Annotated in this window: 16 protein-coding genes; 13 read left to right on the top strand and 3 right to left on the bottom strand. The window is 27.8% G+C overall.

The features are described from left to right. Both PHZ07_04235 and PHZ07_04230 read left to right on the top strand, forming a co-directional pair. On the top strand, nt 1-897 hold an 897-nt coding region (locus PHZ07_04235), incomplete at its 5' end, for a DUF5011 domain-containing protein (GenBank protein MDD3284776.1). A 227-nt stretch (nt 898-1,124) separates the two neighbouring features. Further along, nucleotides 1,125-1,925, top strand: coding sequence for a hypothetical protein (locus PHZ07_04230; GenBank protein MDD3284775.1), 801 nt, complete (start codon nt 1,125-1,127; stop codon nt 1,923-1,925). 62 nt (nt 1,926-1,987) lie between these two features. On the opposite strand, the gene PHZ07_04225 is transcribed toward PHZ07_04230, so the two are convergent. Then, nucleotides 1,988-3,586: a tRNA uridine(34) 5-carboxymethylaminomethyl modification radical SAM/GNAT enzyme Elp3 gene (locus PHZ07_04225; protein MDD3284774.1), complete on the bottom strand. Its 1,599-nt coding sequence runs from the start codon at nt 3,584-3,586 to the stop codon at nt 1,988-1,990. A 17-nt stretch (nt 3,587-3,603) separates the two neighbouring features. Here PHZ07_04225 and PHZ07_04220 point away from each other — a divergent pair, with 17 nt between their 5' ends. The 11 genes from PHZ07_04220 to radA all read left to right on the top strand — a co-directional run bounded on the left by PHZ07_04220 (nt 3,604) and on the right by radA (nt 14,400). Then, nucleotides 3,604-4,266: a methyltransferase domain-containing protein gene (locus PHZ07_04220; protein ID MDD3284773.1), complete on the top strand. Its 663-nt coding sequence runs from the start codon at nt 3,604-3,606 to the stop codon at nt 4,264-4,266. Between the two features lie 88 nt (nt 4,267-4,354). After that, entirely contained in the window at nt 4,355-5,452 is a 1,098-nt protein-coding gene (locus PHZ07_04215) for a hypothetical protein (protein ID MDD3284772.1), read from the top strand. A gap of 3 nt (nt 5,453-5,455) precedes the next feature. Beyond that, on the top strand, nt 5,456-5,926 hold the full coding sequence (locus PHZ07_04210) for a hypothetical protein (GenBank protein MDD3284771.1): 471 nt from the start codon (nt 5,456-5,458) through the stop codon (nt 5,924-5,926). 9 nt (nt 5,927-5,935) lie between these two features. Then, entirely contained in the window at nt 5,936-6,607 is a 672-nt protein-coding gene (locus PHZ07_04205) for a hypothetical protein (protein ID MDD3284770.1), read from the top strand. Nucleotides 6,608-6,611: 4 nt separating this feature from the next. Then, the gene (locus tag PHZ07_04200; GenBank protein MDD3284769.1) at nt 6,612-8,474 is read left to right on the top strand and encodes an ATP-binding protein; all 1,863 of its coding nucleotides are present in this window, start codon (nt 6,612-6,614) and stop codon (nt 8,472-8,474) included. 54 nt (nt 8,475-8,528) lie between these two features. Next, nucleotides 8,529-9,101: a hypothetical protein gene (locus PHZ07_04195; GenBank protein ID MDD3284768.1), complete on the top strand. Its 573-nt coding sequence runs from the start codon at nt 8,529-8,531 to the stop codon at nt 9,099-9,101. A 4-nt stretch (nt 9,102-9,105) separates the two neighbouring features. After that, a complete protein-coding gene (locus PHZ07_04190; protein MDD3284767.1) occupies nt 9,106-9,783 on the top strand; it encodes a hypothetical protein in 678 nt (225 codons plus the stop codon). A 7-nt stretch (nt 9,784-9,790) separates the two neighbouring features. Beyond that, complete coding sequence (locus PHZ07_04185; GenBank protein MDD3284766.1) at nt 9,791-11,053, top strand: hypothetical protein; 1,263 nt, start codon at nt 9,791-9,793, stop codon at nt 11,051-11,053. Nucleotides 11,054-11,083: 30 nt separating this feature from the next. Further along, on the top strand, nt 11,084-11,749 hold the full coding sequence (locus tag PHZ07_04180) for a thioredoxin domain-containing protein (protein MDD3284765.1): 666 nt from the start codon (nt 11,084-11,086) through the stop codon (nt 11,747-11,749). Nucleotides 11,750-11,755: 6 nt separating this feature from the next. Further along, nucleotides 11,756-13,051: an N-acetylmuramoyl-L-alanine amidase gene (locus PHZ07_04175; protein ID MDD3284764.1), complete on the top strand. Its 1,296-nt coding sequence runs from the start codon at nt 11,756-11,758 to the stop codon at nt 13,049-13,051. A gap of 8 nt (nt 13,052-13,059) precedes the next feature. After that, nucleotides 13,060-14,400 (top strand): DNA repair protein RadA, encoded by a 1,341-nt coding sequence (gene radA / locus PHZ07_04170; GenBank protein MDD3284763.1) that lies wholly within the window; start codon nt 13,060-13,062, stop codon nt 14,398-14,400. Between the two features lie 50 nt (nt 14,401-14,450). Here the strand turns inward: radA and PHZ07_04165 are convergent, their stop codons facing one another. Both PHZ07_04165 and recG read right to left on the bottom strand, forming a co-directional pair. Continuing rightward, entirely contained in the window at nt 14,451-14,921 is a 471-nt protein-coding gene (locus tag PHZ07_04165) for a hypothetical protein (protein ID MDD3284762.1), read from the bottom strand. A 59-nt stretch (nt 14,922-14,980) separates the two neighbouring features. Then, nucleotides 14,981-17,062 (bottom strand): ATP-dependent DNA helicase RecG, encoded by a 2,082-nt coding sequence (recG, locus tag PHZ07_04160; GenBank protein MDD3284761.1) that lies wholly within the window; start codon nt 17,060-17,062, stop codon nt 14,981-14,983. Between the last annotated feature and the right edge of the window lie 223 nt (nt 17,063-17,285).

The raw sequence follows: 17,285 nt of genomic DNA, 5'->3' as shown, positions 1-17,285 counted from the left end.
GGTGATTTAACAGATGAAATAAATACAATTAACAATGTGAACACAAACACTTTAGGATCTTATTCTGTTTCATATGTTGTTTCTGATTCATCTGGCAATACAAGCACATCAACAAGATCGGTAAATGTGGTTGATGTTTTCTTAGACTCAACACCACCAACCATTACCATCCTAGGACCAAATCCACTATCAATATACAAAGGAGATAGTTACTATGATCCAGGGGTTATAGCTATTGATAATATAGATGGAGATATAACAGATAATATTGAATCAATAAGTAATGTAGATATAAATAACGTAGGATTATATAGTGTTACTTATGTAGTATCAGATACTGCTACTAATATAAGTACATCTACAAGAGTAGTAAATGTTTTAACTAGACCATCAACAGGATCAACTAGTGGAGGATGGGATAGTGTTGAAGACGGCAACACAACAGAAAATGATAATAATGTAGATGATAATATTGATGAAGATAATAATACAGATAGTAGTAATGGTTCAAATTTTAGTTGGACTATAGGGCAATGGGTAAAGACAAATGATAGTAAAACAGTATATTTTGTAGATAGTAATAACAACAGACATGCATATTCAAATCAAGATATATGGAATTCATACTTTAATAATGACTTTTCATTTGTAAATACAATAACAAAAGAAGAACTAGCTAATTATAGACTTACAAAAAATGTTCCATTTAATTCTGGAACACTTATAAAAATGCAAACCATTCCTAAGGTATATGTAGTATCTGAAAACAATATTATTCATTGGATAAAGACAGAAGCTACTGCAAAAAGATTATTTGGAAACCTTTGGAATACATTAATTCATGATATAGATGAAATATTATTTGGTGATTATATATTAGGAATTGATATAGAATAAAATATAAATTTATTTATTTTCATATAAAATTAATCTAATTTTTTAAATAAAAAAAGTCGCAAATGTGATCTATAATTTGATTATATATTTATTATTGTTAAATTTTTGACTACCCCGTAAGTTTTTTATTGATTTGACAATATTAATATTTAGTTGTAATTTAACAATAAATCACCAAAAGGTGAAATAAAACTAAATAAAAGAGGTGTGTCATGAAAAATGATAACATGATGAGCCAAGATGAGAGAACACTTAGTGTTCCTCAGGAGCATGAGATTTTGCTTAGACTTGAAAAAGCTGGTCTAACGAAATCACTTGCACAGGAGATTATCAATTCTCCAAAAAATCTTCTCGCCGAACAAATCGTTGATTTTATGACGATGAACGAAGATCGAGCTAGAGACATAATGTCTCATGGAAATTTCATTAGTATTCATTTGATGGAGAATTGGGGTTTCGTATTCTCAGACAAAGACAAAAAAAGATTAGCGAAAATTCCATTTTCACGTCAGTTGCTCCAAGAATGTCAGAGTACTCACATATTACTTCCAGTTCCTTGTATGTCGGTTTTACAAATGACAGAAGTTGTGAAAAATGGAAAGTTATCTTTTGAAGTTGCTGATGATATTAAATCAGAACTATCAAATCCAGAAGAAGTGGCCAATTGGCATCTGATTCACAAAGGTTGTGTTAAGGAATCTACAAACCTCTCCTTATATGAAGCCTTTGATAATCATCAGATTTTTCATGGAGATGATTTTCCTGTGTCAACTCAGGCAGTATTTTGTACAATTTTTGTACAATTTCTGATGACACATACAAGTTCATTTGTTGGAGAAATCATAAGAACGAGTGATTCGGGAAATGATTTTTTTCTTGGGGAGGGTGTTATTTTTATTTATGTTAAGGGAGTCAATGATTCTAAATTATCCATTATCGTTGATGCAACATATAATAGTGAAAAAAATGGAATAATGGGCATTGCTTCTGAAAGGAAGCCTGACCTTATTACTAGAAAAAAATATTAAACTTTTCAAAAAAAGAGTCAGATCGTATGGTCTGACTCTTTGCTTTATAATTTTTTAGATGATTATTTTAACTTTTTTACCATATACTCGCCATCAAGTTTATATCCCAATTTTTTGTAATATTCCCTTACTCCAATTCCTGAGATTACTGCTATTTTTTTGTAATTATTATCGTGAGATATATTTTCAGCTTCTTGCATAAGTCTTTTGCCAAAGCCAGTATGTTGACTTGATGTTTTTGAAGCTTTTTCATTATGTGCTACAAGTTTTCCATAAACATGAATCTCTCTTACAATTGAACAATTTTTTAGTTCAGAGAAAACATTTTTTGACTTATCATGATTAAATCTCAATCTTAAAAAAGCATATAATTTAGTTCTCTCATAATTTTCATAACTTATAAAAAATTCTGTTCCACTTGAAGCATTGTATTTTTCAATAAACAATTTTGCATCTTTTAGTTTTATTTCTTTGTCTTTTACTTCACGACATCTTATGCATTTACATTTTAAATTATCTAATTTCATTTCACGTTCTATGCTTTGGCGCAAATTTGTAATATCATTTCCGCCAACTATTGATTCTTTTGGAATATCACGGATCAATCTATTTATTCTCACATAATATGGAATAGTTTTTGTTTTTACATTTATTAGTAAATTTAATAATTCTTTTTTTGTGTATGGTACATAATCTCTATTTTTGAACATTTTATAAAGAATTTTTGCTTCACGAGTTACAATACAGGGATAAATTTTTATTTGATCAGGACGATAATTAGGATTATCAAAAATAGTTTGAAACATTTTGAAATCTTTTTTAGGACTTGAAAAGGGCAAATCTGGCATCAAATGATAATCAACTTTTAATCCAACTTCTTTACATAATTTTGTAGCTCTGATTACATCTTTTTGATTGTGGCCACGTTTAACTTTTTTTAATATTTCATCATCCGTATGCTGAACTCCAAATTGAATTCTTGTGCATCCAAGGTGTCTCATTGTTTTTAATTCGGTTTCATTTATAAGATCTGGGCGTGTTTCAAGTGTTTCTCCAATTATTCTATATTTTGCAGATTCATTTTTTTTCAACATTTTTTCTAGTTTGTATTTTTTATTGGAATTGTTTTTTGGATAATCATTCGCCCCTTGAAAACAACGTGAAACAAACCAATTTTGATATTTTTTTGTATAAGCATTCCATGAGCCACCGAGAACAAGTAGTTCTATTTTATCAACACAATGCCCATTTGTTTCAAGTGCTTTTATACGATATTGAACTTGGTTGTATGGATCAAATTTTAATCCTTTTGCACGTTGTGCTGCTGGTTCATTTGATAAGTAGCTTGTTGGCATTTTGTCTTCGTGTGGGCAATATATACATTTTCCAGGGCAAGCGTATGGTTTTGTGAGGACTGTAATTGGAGTAACTCCTGATATAGTTCTTGTTTTTCTGGTTATTGTCATTTCTTCAAAATTTTTGTTTCTTTTGATTTTTTTATTTTTTAATAATTCCTGATATGTAAAAATTAAAGGAGTATTGGTTATTGGTCTTACTTTGAATTCTCCACAAATTTGTTTTTTCCTAAGTTCAAACTCATCCCTATTTTTGTAGGACTTTTCAAGTAGCTTCTTTAATATTTTTTGGTATAATGAAAGCATAATGATTTATATAAAAAATGACTAATAATGATATAAAAAATTCATACGATTCTATAGCTCCTCACTTTAATCTTACTAGAAAAAAGCTTTTACAGCCAGAACTATTTGATTTTAAGCAATATTTACAGGATGGTCAATCTGTTTTGGATATTGGTTGTGGTTCAGGAAGAATGCTTCGAATTTTGAAAGATTTTGAAATTTCTTATTGTGGTTTGGATATATCTCTAAATCAGATTAATTATGCCAAAAACGAGGATTTAGGTAAAATTAAAAAGACAGATTTTATTACGAAAGATATTTTGAATGCAAATTTTGAAGATAATAGTTTTGATATAATTTTATGTATTGCAACATTTCATCACATAAAAACAAAAAAAGAGAGGATTTCTTTATTAAAAGATATGTACAAATGGCTTAAGCCAGGTGGATATTTACTTATGACAAATTGGAACTTATTTCAGAGAATATATATAAAGTATATTTTAAATTTTCAAAAATATTCCTGGAATGATTTTTTAGTCCCATATAGAGATAGTAATGGTAAATTGCTTACAAATAGATTTTATCATTCATTTACAAATGCAGAACTTAAAGGATTGATTTTAAAAACTGGATTTAATTTAGAAAAAATAGAGTTTTCTAGTAATAAAAACAATATTATAAGTGTTTGTAGAAAATAGCTCCATTTTTCCACTTTTTATATATTTTGTATTTTCTATATGAGTATAAAATGTGTTATAATTAAATTAAATAAGTTTATTTATATAAATGGATAAAAACCAAAATAAAAATAATTTGGAAAATTTTTCAGATTTAAATGACGAAATAATCATTAGAGAAGAGGATGGTAATTTTAAAGTATTTTCATTGAACGATATTATAGATTCTGATACAAAAAGAGCAGTACAAAAAGTTACTACAGATTTGATGGATACTGGAATGGAGGAAAAAGCAATTGCCCCTCTTACGCCAATGATAAGGGATAATAAGTCAAATTTTTATTTTGACATAGATGATGAGGAAGATGTAAAAAAATATAAAAATAATATTGTAAAAGCTAATACTGATTCTAAAAAATATAGTTTAGATAGAATCGTAGAAAAAATAATTCAAAATTATAATTTAAATTTATTAAGAGATCTTGAGAATAAATTAAAAAATGTTATATTATCATTTTTAAAACATACAAGAGACAGGGTTTCGGTTATAAATACCTTAAGAGATCCAATAAGTAAAGGAGGATTGAATTTAAGTATTGATATATCTTCAAAAATAGTTGATTTATTGAGTGATATAAGAGATAAAATAGATGAAGTGCACGGTGTTATAATATATGAAAAATTAAATGAAAATATAAATTATAGTAATAAAATTGAGGATAATAATATAGGTCCATTTTCTAATTTAGATCCAAGACAATCAATAAAAATAGAATCTAAAAATACAGATATACCTTTAATAAGAAGAAATGTCTTTGATGTTAATAAGCAAGTGTTAGAAAGTAAAAAACCAAAAATAACAGGAGTAAGACCTATGCAAAAAGTGGTAAGTCCAGTAGAGGAGTTAAAAGAGGTTACTATAGGGGTTTTTAGGAGGTTGTCTAGTAATCCAATAGAAGCTTCTCAAAAAATAGTTGAAAAAATAAAAACTTTTGAAAAAGAATCATATATAAAAAAATCAATGGCTATAAAATATTGGCGTGATAGTGAGGTTTATAAAACTTATCTTGCACTAGGTAGAGAAAGTATGGAAAAAAATGTTTCAATAGATAAAATAATAGAACAGAAGATTTTGTCACATGAGAATACTCTTAGTAGAGAAGAGTTTAGTGCTATATCAGATTTAAATAAAAAAATAAAATTTTAATATATGGATCGTTTTGTAGTACCACAATTTATAGATGTAGAAGATAAGATAATAGGTCCTATTACAGTTAGACAATTTATTGTCTGTGTGATAGGTTCAATGTTTATATTTTTGTCTTATAAATTTTCTGATTTTTCACTTTTTATATTTCAGTCTTTTTTTATATCATCTACAGTAATAGTTGTTGCTTTTGTGAAAATAAATGGAAAAATTTTTCACGAGTTTTTTGTAGATTTATTGTTTTATATTTTCAAAGTTCCAAAGCTATGTGTATGGCAAAAAAAAGAAGATAGTTCTAAAGATATAAAAGAGGAAATAGAAACAATAGATGATTATGTTTTTTCTCCAAAAAATTTTTCTAGAAAAAAACTTTCAGAGGTTTCCTTGATAATTGATACAGGTGGGGTGTACGTAGGTGAATTAGAAGACAAGAAATTATTTGATGAAAAGGTAATAGCAAACAAAACAATTTAATTTTATATTATGAATAAAAAGAAGGTTCCAACAAAAAATTCTACTCTAGATGTTTTGGAAATAGCTGATATTAGAGATAATACTATCATTTTAAAAGATGGTACTGTTAGAGCGGTTTTAATGGTATCTTCTGTAAATTTTGCTTTAAAAAATAGTGATGAACAAGAAGCTATTATAAGTGGTTATTACTCATTTTTAAATTCCTTGACTTATCCAATTCAAATCGTTATACAATCTCGTAATTTGGATATAGATGAATATTTATTAAAATTAGATAAATTAGCAAAACAACAAACTAACGAACTTTTAAGAATGCAAACTCTTGATTATTTGCAATTTGTCAATGAACTTCTTGAATTGCAATCTATAATGACAAAAAAGTTTTTTATGATCATTCCATATTCCACCTTATCAAATACAAAGAAATCCTTTTTTTCAAAGACGTCAAATTTATTTTCTGCAGCAAAAAATATCAGAATGAAAAAAAAGTTTTTTGAAGAATATAAAGAACAATTATTTAGAAGAGTGGCACAGATTCAAGAAGGATTATCTTCTATGAATTTGCAAGCAGTGATTTTAGATACTGCTAGTTTGGTTGAGTTATATTATAATTCTTATAATCCATCAATATATAAGAATGAAAAATTAAATGATATATCAAAAGTAAAAATTGATAATTAAAATAATGTTTCAAAAAAAAGAAATACAAGAATCTTTAATAGAAAACAAGACTGCTACAAAAAAAGAAGATAGTTTTGATAATATTGATAACATCTCTCTTTTAGAAGCTGAAAAAATATATAGACAGGGGAGAATATCTATAAAGGATTTAATAGCACCATCTGCGATGAAAGTTGAAAGTAGTTTTTTGCGTTTAGGAGATCAATACTTGTCTACTATATATATTATTGCTTATCCTAGATATATAGGAGTTGGATGGTTTGCATCTGTTATTAATTATTCTATTCCACTTGATGTTGCTATATACTATTATCCTGTAGCGTCTGAGAAAATTTTAAAAAAATTAAGAAATAAAGTAGGTAATTTAGAAGCACAATTGATGGCAGACTCCGAGAAAGGAGCACCTCGTGATCCAACTAGACAAACAGCACTTTCTGATATAGAAAATTTGAGAGATAGTTTAACGCAAGGAACTGAAAAATTTTTTCAGACAGGATTTTACATTACGGTTTATGCTGATAATAAGGAATCTCTAACGAAAAGGGTTGAAACTATAGAAAATATTTTTGGATCAAAGTTAATATTTACTAAAAGATCTTTATTTACAACAAAACAAGGATTTAATTCAACACTTCCTCTTGGAAATGATGAATTATATATAGTAAATAATATGAATTCTAGTCCTGCTTCTGCATCTTTTCCTTTTATATCGTCTGAACTTACAAGTAATGACGGAATACTTTATGGAATAAATAGACACAATAACAGTCTTATATTGTTTGATAGATTTTCACTTCAAAATGCAAATGCGGTTGTTTTTGCCACATCTGGTGCTGGTAAATCTTATGCTATAAAATTAGAAGTTTTAAGAAGTCTTATGATGGGTACTGATGTTGTTATTATTGACCCAGAAAAGGAATATGAGCATTTATCAGAAGCTGTTGGTGGAACTTATATAAATTTGTCACTAAATTCAGATAGCAAGGTAAATCCTTTTGATCTACCAAAAGGACTTACAAAAGATATGAAGTCAGCTGATATAATAAGAAGTGCTATTATTACGCTAAAAGGACTTATTAGGCTTATGGTGGGAAAATTATCTCATTTAGAAGATTCTATAGTTGATCGTGCATTGCTTGAGACTTATGCTAGAAAGGATATTACGGCAGATTCTGATTTGGATAATATAGATCCACCTCTTATGAGTGATTTTGAGGAAGTTTTAAATGGTATGGAAGGTGGAGAAGATTTGTCCCAGAGAGTTAAAAAATATACACAAGGTACTTTTTCTGGATTATTTAATAGTCCTACAAATGTAAATACCACAAATCAATTAGTAGTATTTAGTGTTAGAGATTTAGAGGATGAGCTTCGACCTATAGCAATTTATACTATTATCACATATATATGGAATTTGGTTAGATCTCAAGTAAAAAAGAGAATATTGGTTATTGATGAGGCTTGGTGGCTTATGCAACACGAGGATAGTGCAAAATTTATATATGCACTTGTAAAAAGGTGTAGAAAATATTATTTAGGTGTTACTACTATTACTCAGGATGTAAATGATTTTTTAAATTCTCCTTATGGACAAGCTATAGTTACAAATTCTTCTCTTCAATTATTACTTAAACAATCTCCAGCCTCTATAGATGTAATTCAGAAAACTTTTATGCTTACTGAAGAAGAAAAATATCTTTTATTACAAGGTAAGGTTGGTCAGGGAATATTTTTTGCTGGAAATAAGCATGTTGCTATTCAGGTAGAAGCATCTTATACAGAAGATCAGCTTATAACTTCAGATCCTAGACAATTACTTGAAATAGAGGATGCTAAGAGAGAATTTAATGAAGAAAATAAGAAATAATTTTAAATATTTCAGTTAAGGCCAGATTAACTGGTTAAACTGAACAAAAATAGTATGAATAAAAAACAAATTAGAATTTTGATAATAGTATCTATAATTATTATTCTTTTAATATTTTTTGTGGTTTTATTTAGAGATAAACTAAATAAAAAATTAATTAATCTAAATACAAGGAATATTGATAATTCTGTTCCTATAAATACAAATGTACAAAAAACAGAGGAAAAAAATGAAAATTTAGAAATGATATCAGCAAAAGATGAAAATTTGAATTTAAATGTTGTCAGTGTCGCTAGAAATTTTTTGGAGAGATTTGGTAGCTGGTCTACTGATAATAAAGAAAATAATTTTGTAACTGCATACGTATATGCAACCAATGATATGAAAAATAGTATAAAAGATTTTTCTATTAACACAGAACAGTTAAAAGATGGATATAATGGATATTATGGAGTTACCACAAAGGTTATGAATACAAAACTTATAAGTTCTGATAATTCTAGTGCAAAAGTTTTGATAAATTTTCAAAAAATAGATAATTCTGGAAGTGTAAGTTATGGTGATGCTGAATTAGAATTGTTGAAAGAAGAAGATAAATGGTTAGTTGATTCTTTTATATTGAAATAATATTATGACTGTTATAGATTTTCCAAATCAAAATTCGAGATCAAATAATTCAAATAGTTATGATGGTAACTTAGCGTATGATAATAATCCAGATTACACTGGTGAGATGAATAAAAGACCAGAATATAGAAATCAGAATCAAGAAGATAATCAACAAGCTCAGGCTCAAGAAGATGAAAATTTGACAAATGCTGGAAAAATTCAGAAAGCAAGATTATTGAATAGAAGATTAAATCAATTAAAAACAAAAGTATCTGAAGTGGAAAAAAAGGTAGAAGATGGCGGAAGAATATTGAGTTATGGATTATATAAAGCAACTGGAGATCCAGAAATAGTTGGTTATACTTTTGGCTTATCTATTCTTGCTTGGTGGCCAATACATTTTATTGGTAAATATATAGGAAGTTTTAGAATATTTCCAAAATTTGTATCACTTTCAGTGCCAGATACTATAAACATAAAAGAGATAATAAAAAACAAAGAAAAGTCTAGTATCGTTCCTTTTGTTGTATTGGGTGTTGATGCTTTTTTGTGGTTTGTAGTAGGTTGTATAGCAACAGTTCTTATATTATTAATTGTAAGAGCTGGTAAATTGGCTGAAATTTGGCGTATATTTACAGATCCAATAGGGTATTTAAGTGATTTTAATTTTATTGCTAATCTTATAAAAGATTTATTATAAAATAGAAATGAATAAAACAAATTTAAAAAAAATCTTATTAATATTGTTATTTGTAGTGGTTATTTTTGTGGTTACGTATTTTATATATGCTATATTTTTCAAACAAAAAAATATCCCTATAATTCCAACTAAATCAACAGGACAACAAGGTACATTACCTACAATTGGTACAGGAGATGTAAATGTGCAAGTAGGTGGTTCTGGAACTACAGCTATAGTGCAAAAAGATGATACTATAAATAAAAAAGAAGTTATTGATAAAATTGCAAAGGGAGGGTTTGTAGAGTCAAATCTTTTGATTTCTCAAAATATTGAATTAGGTTCTTTTAATAAAACTAATAATGGTATTAATTATTATGATAGAGATAAGCAGGCATTTTTTACGATATCTTCTGATGGAAAAATAAAAAGACTTTCTGATAACAAATTCATAGCAGTTGATAATGTTTCCTGGTCTAGTAATGGAGATAAAGCTATAATGACATATCCAGATAGAAGTAATGTATTGTATGATTTTGAAAAAGATAGACAAATAGCTACACTTCCATCTGATATGAGAGATTTTATTTTTTCACCGGTGAGTGATAAAATATCTGCCAAATGGGTTGATTCTAACAATAGAACAGAATTTAATTATATAACCATGTCAGATTCAAATGGTGCTAATATGAAATTTGTAGAACCGATAGGAGAAAAAGCAGCTGATGTTCAAAGTGTTTGGAGCCCAGATAATGAAATTGTTGCGACATATAGGGAATATTATGATGGAGAAAGGCAAGAAATATTTTTTATAAATCCAAATAATAAAAATTTGAAATCACTTACTGTAGATGGTAGAGGTTTTGAAGTAGAGTGGAGTCCAAAGGGAGATAAAATTTTATACAATGTTTTTAGTAGCAGTAGTGATTTTTCCCCGACATTATGGATTGCAAATGGTTACAGTAATCAATTAGGCTATGGTAAAATGCCAATTAATCTAAATACTTGGATTGATAAATGTGACTTTAGTAAAAGTGATGATCAAATTGTTTATTGTGCAGTACCAGATTATTTGCCAGAAGGAAGTGGTTGGTATAAGGAATTAGCAAAAGATATTCCTTATAGTATTTATAAGATAAATATATTAAATGGTAGAAAAGAACTTGTCGCTAAACCAATTGTGGGTAACAATAGAGTGAGTATTGGAAAAATTTATTCAAATAAAGGTGATGATAAAATATATTATACAGATGAATCATCTGGATATTTATATGATATAAATTTAAAGTGATTTTAATTTAGCTGGATATAATATAAATATATGAAAGAAAAAGAAAATAAACTTTTATCAATGTCAGTATTTTTTCTTATTGTGATATTTTTTTCATTTTTAATTTATAATATTGTTTCAAGTTTTAAAATTTTGAAAACAAAAAATACAAATGAAGTTATCGAAAGTATTACAACAGAAAATTATGTTTTATCTAATTTTGAAAATGATCCGGTGAAAGGAAAATTGAATACAGCAGTTACTATTTATTTATTTGCAGATTATGAACTAGAAAATGTAAAGAATATTCTTGGTATTATTGATCAAATTATATTGAAATATCCAGATAAAGTAAATTTTGTATGGAAAGATTTACCACTTCCAAATCACTATTTTGCAAAGGCAGCCGCACTTGCTGCAAGATGCGCTCTTCCTAGTGAAAAATATTGGGAGTATCAAGCCAAACTTTTGGAAAATCAAGGTCATTATTCTTTTGAATTGTATAAAAATATAGCAAATGAATTAAATATTCCTCTTACTGATTTTTTGTCATGTTATCAATCCCAAAGGTATCTTGTTGATATAGAATATAATATAAATGAAGCTTATGTGTTAAATATAAAAGATATTCCTGCAATTTTTGTAAATCAAGATAGATATACTGAAGAAATAAATTTTGAAAAGTTGGATATTATTATAAGTAATTTAATAAAATAATTCTTTATGAAAAAATTTGTTATATATTTAATTTATTTGTTTATTTTTATATTATTTCCATTTCCTATTGTGTTTGCTCAACAAGATTATTTTTATGATGCCAATGGACAGCAAATATATTATAATCCTACGAATGGTGAGCAAACAATATATAGTCCAGATTGGCAACAGGAACAAGATGCTATTCAACAATATAATAATCAACAAATAAGTAATGAATACAGAAGAGAAGTATGTTGGGATACTTGTAAAACTTCTTGTAATGCTTTGTATGAGAGAGATCTTGGAAATAAAAATTCTCTAGGTAATAAATGGTCTAATTGTACTGAAGGATATAATTGTTGTGTATCACTTTGTAAATTGAAAGGTGGAACTTGTAAAACTTCATGTTCTACTGATAATGAAAAAATTGATCCCGCTAAATGTGAAACTGGTCTATGCTGTGTTAGTAAAGCTAATACAGAATCTGAAGCTAAGAAAAATTTGTTTAAACCAGAAGTCCCTATTCCAGGATTTCAGGATGAGGTTGAGATAAGCCCAGACTTATTGGCAACGTATATATCCGCTGTATATAATTATGTTCTTTATTTAGCTGGAGTAATGGCTGTAATAGTAATAATGATAGGTGGATTTCAGTGGGTATCAGCGGGTGGAAATGAATCAAAAATAGGTGAAGCAAAAGAGCGTATAGTTGGAGCTATCATAGGACTTGTAATTACGCTTGGTTCTTTCTTATTACTAAAAACAATAAATCCTAATCTTGTTGTAACAAAATCTTTAAATGTAGGCATAATAGAACCAGTAGAAATACCAGAAGGAACTAGTTCTGAGCTAAATTCTGCCTCTGCAATTAGGAATAGAACAGAATATATTATTATACATACAGCAGCTGGTATTATGACTAGAGATGCTGTAAATAATTATCACCTTAGTTTGGGTTGGAGAGGGGGTATAGGTTATAATAGGTATATAGAAAGGGATGGTCGTGTTGTAGATGGAAGAGGTGATGATAAAGTTGGTGCACATGCTACAAATTATAATAGTAAAAGTGTTGGTGTGTCATATTCTGGTTGTGCAGAGTGGCAATCTAATAGGCATACTTCTAATCAAGACCTTGTTACTGCTGTTAATAATGAAACGATAAAAGAAATACAATTAGTTGCATTAATAAATGAGATAAAGAGACTACAAAGTAAATATGATATTCCAAAAAATATGGTGGTTGGTCATAATGAATTAGGTGTTCCCAAGGCATGTCCTTGTTTAAATATGGATCAAATAAGATCACGTATTAATCAATAGAAATTGATATGAAAATAGTATACTCATGTTCTAAGTGTGGAGCACAATTTCCAAAATGGTCAGGACGATGTAGTGAGTGTAGTTCTTGGGGAACTTTGGAAAAAGAAGTCATTACAAATTCAGAGAAAAAAGAAAAGGAAAATATTTTAAAAGATGTGAAAATTGATTTTATAGACTTATCAAAAATATCAAATAGCGAAAATCAAAAATTGAAAACTGATTTTGATTCTTTTGATATTGCAATAGGTGGCGGAATTGTAAAAGGTTCACTTGTTTTACTTGGTGGTGAGCCAGGAATTGGAAAGTCTACTATTATTTCTCAGATATTATCTGATAAATTTAAGACATTATATATTTCAGGAGAGGAGACTGCATCTTCAGTAAAGTCCCGTATTGATAGATTAAATATAAAAGTAAAAAATTTACAATTTTTAGCAGAAAATAGTTTGGAAGTAATTTTATCAGCATCACTAAAGTCAAAGCCAGATTTATTAATTGTTGATTCTATTCAAACTATTTATACAGGTGATATAGATTCTGATGCTGGAGGGGTAAGTCAAGTAAGAGCATGCACTGTAAAACTTATGGAAATTGCTAGAAAATTGAATATGGCAATTTTGATAGTAAGTCATGTAAATAAGTCAGGTGATCTCGCTGGACCAAAAGCGCTTGAGCATTTAGTCGATTGTGTTGTGAGTTTGGAAGGAGATAGATTGAACAGATATAGAATGCTTAGGATTATAAAAAATAGATATGGAAGCACAGACAATTCTGAAGTATTGGAAATGACAAAAACCGGATTTAAAAAAGTTATAAATCCATCAAATATATACTTATCTAGTTTGAAAGGAGAGACAAAAGGAACAATTATTACTTCAATTGTTGATGGAAATCAAGTACTTATGCTTGAACTTCAAGCACTTATAAACAAAACAAACTTCGGTTATCCAAAACGTACTACTTCTGGATTTGATCAGAAGCGTTTGGAATTATTACTTGCAGTATTGTCCACCAGGGCCGATATGAATTTGGGCTCTTATGATATTTATATAAATTTAACAGGTGGTTTTAAGGTAAATGATAGATCGCTAGATTTGTCAGTAGCTATGGCAATAATGTCTGCATATTATGACAAGAACACAAAAGAAAGTACAATTGTTTTTGGCGAACTCGGTCTAAGTGGAGAGGTAAGGTCAGTACCAAAAACAAAGGAAAGAATAAAAGAAGCAATTGCCTTGGGATTTAAAAATATTATAGTTTCAAAATTTGATAAAAAAATAGATGTAAAAGGTGTAAATCTTATTGAAGTAGAAAATATAAAAGATTTGGAAAAATATTTAGTAAAATAATTTTTTTTATATAAATTTAAAAGCTCTGGCATTGTATTTATCCAGAGCTTTTATTTTATAACATTTTGTATTATGTTTATTATCTCTATTCGATTTTCAACACAATAAGATAAAAAAGAAAAATATATACATCTTGTTGTAACTTGAATGATGAATATTTTTCTTTTAGAATAGTCTTTAGCCACTGAACATAAAAGCCAAGAGCTTGGCATTCCAATGACAGAGATAAAAACTATAAATGGAAATAAGTATTTTTGGTATTTTTTTCCCAAATACTCAATCCATGTTTTAAGTTTGGATTCTTTAATGTTTTTTGCCTCAAAAAACTTTTGTCCAGCTCTTTGTGCTAAGACAGAGCCAATTCCACTTCCAATACTTATTGATAAACCAACAAATATTGGAGTCTTTAAATAATATCCAGCGATAAGTGCAATAGATGTACTTATCGTGGGTATTCCAAGAAATACAACACCTGTTGTAATAACAGTAATTGTAAAATAGATAAGTATATCTATTAACATTTATCCTCCTTTTTCGAATAAATTATATTATCTAATCATATTTGAAGGATTATGTAAAGCTATTCTAGGTGAATATTGTTTGAAATTTTTGAAAGTTTTTCTTTTAATAATGGATAATTGTCTAAATTAGTGTTTTTGGAAAATATTATATTTGTCCATTTTTGAGCTTTTTTGATGAGTTCAAAATTTGATAAGTCAGCTAATTTTATTTGTGTCATAAATCCTGATTGTTTTTCACCATAAACATCTCCACTTCCACGAAATTTTAAATCATATTCAGCTAGTTTAAAACCATCATTTGTACTTGTCAAAATATCCAATCTTCTTTTTGTAAGAGGATTAGTATTGTCAGTAAATAAAAAACAAAATGATTGATATTCTCCACGGCCAACTCTTCCTCGAAATTGGTGAAGTGATGCAAGTCCAAATCTATCCGCACCTTCTATCATCATAATGTTTGCATTTTTGTAATCTATTCCAACTTCTATTACAGAGGTAGAAACAAGAATTTTAATTTTGTTTTCTCCAAAATCATCTAGAACTTTTTTCTTTTCATTTTCCTTCATTTTTCCATGAAGATATGCTATTTCAATATTTGGAAATATTTCATTATTTAATTTTTCATATTCTGTCATTACGGATTTTACTCCAAGTTTGTCAGATTCATTTATAAGAGGACAAACTACAAATATTTGTCGTCCAAGATTAATTTGATTGTATATAAACTCATATGCTTTTGTTCTATTTTTTGGCTCAATGAGCTTTGTAATAATTTCTTTTCTTCCAATTGGTTTTTGTGTAATTCTTGAAATATCCAAATCACCAAAAATTGTAAGAGCAAGTGATCTTGGAATTGGAGTTGCTGTCATTGATAAAAAATGTGGAGATTTTTTGGATTTTGATTTTTCCATGAGTTCATGTCTTTGTTTTACCCCAAATCTATGTTGCTCATCTACTATTATAAGTCCTAATTTTTTAAATTTTATATCTTTTTGTATTATAGAATGCGTACCTATTACAAAATCTATTTCATGATTTTTTATTTTTTCTGCTATGACTTTTTTACTAGGTATAATAGCTATTTGTTTTTTGCCGTTATATATTTTTCTATCTTTATTTGTAAATAATGCAATATTAATATCTTCTTTTTCTAAGTATTTTATAATATTTTCAAAATGTTGTTTTGCTAATATTTGAGTTGGAACCATCAATGATGCTTGATATTTGTCTAATATTGTATTGTATGCTGACATAAGAGCTACTATTGTTTTTCCACTCCCAACGTCTCCTTCAAGTAATCTATTCATAGGAATATTTTTTTGCATATCTTGAAATATTTGCCAGGCTGATTTTTTTTGATCATCTGTGAGATCAAATGGTAATGATTTTACAAATTTTTGTATTTCATATTCATTGAATTTTATCTCATATGCATTTTGTTTTTCATTTTCATTTTTTATCTTTTTGGAAATACAAAGTAGTGTAAATATTTCATCAAATGAAAGTCTATTTTTTGCATTTTTTAAAGTTTCATAATTTTCTGGGAAATGAATTTGTCTTATTGCCTCATCAAACTCTATAAATTTTTCTTCATTTACAATTTCATTTGGCAGTATATCTTCTAATAAATATGAAGCCGGAATACATTGTTTGATAATATACCTTATTTGTTTTTGAGTAAGCTTTTCTGTGCTTGGATAAATTGGAACTATTCTTGCAGTATGAGTTGTACTGGCTTGTACTTTTTCATAAGTTGGGCTTACAAATGAAAAGCCGAGGAGTGATTTTTTTATTGTTCCTGATACAAATATTTCATCACCAATTTTTAAGTTTTTTATTATAAATGGTTGATTGAACCATACAATTTGGATTTGGTCTGTTTTGTCTTCCAAAATAGCCTCTGTAATGTTCATTTTTTTTGTTTTTGCTCGTTTGTTGGCTATATGGATTATTTTTCCTTTTACAGTTGCTGTTTCACCATCGTTTAATTCGCTTATATTTTTTATTTTGGAATAATCATCATATCTAAACGGATAATAAAAAAGCATATCTTCAACTTTTGAAAGTCCGAGTTTTTGAAGTTTTTTGTATATATTTGGACCAATTCCGTAGATTTGATCAAGATTTGTCTGGAGATTCATTTTTTATATCAATATTTAATTAAATTTATTATATCATCCTATTTCTAGACTATACAACTATTTTTAAAGGTATTTAGTTATATTTTTACATATTTATTGTATGTACAGTTAACAGTCAAGGGTTACACTTTCTAAATACTTTTCATGAGGAGTAAGTCCGTTAAGGGTTAAATGTATTCTTTTAAAATTGTAATAATTTAGCCATTCATAAGGAGTGTTCCAA

Source organism: Patescibacteria group bacterium (assembly GCA_028692545.1).
In the GTDB taxonomy this organism is placed as follows: Bacteria; Patescibacteriota; Patescibacteriia; order UBA1558; family S5-K13; genus STD2-204.
The sequence above is the reverse complement of the archived record's forward strand: the minus strand, read 5'-3'. Positions and strand labels throughout refer to the sequence as shown.